The organism is Albidovulum sp., assembly GCF_049646345.1.
Classification (GTDB): domain Bacteria; phylum Pseudomonadota; class Alphaproteobacteria; order Rhodobacterales; family Rhodobacteraceae; genus Albidovulum.
This window is the reverse complement of sequence record NZ_JBARVQ010000197.1, coordinates 1-1,819: the sequence shown is the minus strand read 5'-3', so window position 1 is coordinate 1,819 and position 1,819 is coordinate 1. Positions and strand designations below refer to the sequence as shown.

Annotated in this window: 1 protein-coding gene and 1 pseudogene; both read left to right on the top strand. The window is 62.6% G+C overall.

What is annotated here, in order from left to right:
• The coding region (locus WBB85_RS04800) for an ABC transporter ATP-binding protein (protein ID WP_432637486.1) at positions 1-1,570 on the top strand (1,570 nt) is incomplete at its 5' end.
• Positions 1,567-1,819 (top strand): annotated as a pseudogene (locus WBB85_RS04795) (class I SAM-dependent RNA methyltransferase); the annotation flags it as partial. The gene WBB85_RS04800 and the pseudogene WBB85_RS04795, both read left to right, overlap by 4 nt.

The window sequence follows — 1,819 nt, the reverse complement described above, 5'->3', positions numbered from 1 at the left end:
CCTCGTGATCCGTCCGCTGGTCTTTGGCTTGTCGTCGCTGTTTCAATCGGTTGCCATCGCGCCCAGCCTGAACGTTCTGGTCTTGTCCCGGCTGCATCGCTGGACACTCGGTCAGGCGATCACCTTTTTTGACAATGATTTTGCCGGGCGGCTGGCGCAAAAGCAGATGCAGGCCGCCCGGGCCCTGACCGATGTGACGGTTGAGGCGCTGAACACGCTGGTTTTCGCCTTGGCCTCGGTCGTGGCGACGGCCGTGTTCCTGATTGCCATCGACTGGCGCGTTGGTGTGCTGCTGCTGGTCTGGCTGATCGCCTATGTCCGCTTCATCACCTGGTTCCTGCCCGTGGTGCGGGGACGGTCCGCGGCGCGGGCCTCGGCCCGGGCGATCGTCACCGGGCAGGTCGTCGACACGATCACCAACATGCGCACGGTAAAGCTGTTCGCCCATGATGATCACGAAGATCAGGCCGCGATCGAAGCGATGGATGGGTACCGCGATACCACCCGGCACTACGGTGAGATCGCCAGCCTTTTCCGGCTGATGATGCTGGCGCTCGCCGGAGTCGTGCCGGTGATGCTGATCGGTGCAACGCTGTGGATGTGGCAACATGGTCTTGCGACACCGGGCGACATCGCCGCGGCCGGCGCAATGTCGATGCGGATCGCGCAAATGACCGGCTGGGTCAGCTTTACCATGATGACGATGTATGCCGGTGTCGGCGAGGTCGAAGACGGCATGCGCACGCTGACGCCGCCCCACACCCTGACCGACGCGCCTGATGCGGAACCGCTGAAGGCAGCCGGGCCCATCGTTTTCGATGATGTCAGCTTTGCCTACGGCAAAAGGTCCGGCGGGCTTGACCACGTCTCGCTGACCGTCGCGCCGGGCGAAAAGATTGGGATCGTCGGCGCTTCGGGTGCGGGAAAATCGACTCTGGTCGCATTGTTGCTGCGCCTCTACGACCCGGAAGACGGGCAGGTGATGATCGGCGGGCAGAACATAGCGCATGTGACGCAGGAAAGCCTGCGCCGGAATATCGGCATGGTCACGCAGGAAACCGCGATGTTCAATCGCACGGCGCGCGAGAATATTCTCTATGGCAGGCCCGACGCGTCGGACGAAGAGATGGTCGAGGCCGCGCGCCGCGCCGAGGCCCATGATTTCATTCTCGAACTCAGGGATCACCGGAACAACACAGGTTATGACACGTTCCTCGGTGAACGCGGCGTCAAGCTGTCCGGCGGCCAGCGCCAGCGCATCGCGCTCGCCCGGGCGATCCTGAAAGACGCCCCGATCCTCGTTCTGGACGAAGCGACATCGGCGCTCGATTCCGAGGTCGAGGCAGAGATCGAAAAGGCTCTGGCCAAGGTGATGGAAGGCAAGACGGTTCTTGCCATCGCGCACCGGCTGTCGACCATCGCCCGGATGGACCGGATCGTGGTCATGGACGATGGCCGCATCGTCGAGGAAGGCACGCACAAGGATCTGTTGAAACAGGGCGGCATATATGCTCGGTTCTGGAACCGTCAGTCGGGCGGGTTTATCGGGATCGCAGAGGCCGCCGAATGATTCTGACAATTCAGCGTTTGGGATATCTGGGTGAAGGTATCGCCCAAGGACCTGTCTTTGTGCCAGCGGTCCTGCCCGGCGAAGTGGTCGAAGGCGAGGTCGTCAAGGACCGCATGACGGCCCCAAAAATCCTCACCCCGTCGCCGGACCGCATCAAGCCGCCCTGCCCGCATTTCAAATCCTGCGGGGGCTGCAGCCTGCAACATGCATCCGATGAATTCGTGGCCGGCTGGAAGGCGCAGGTCCTGT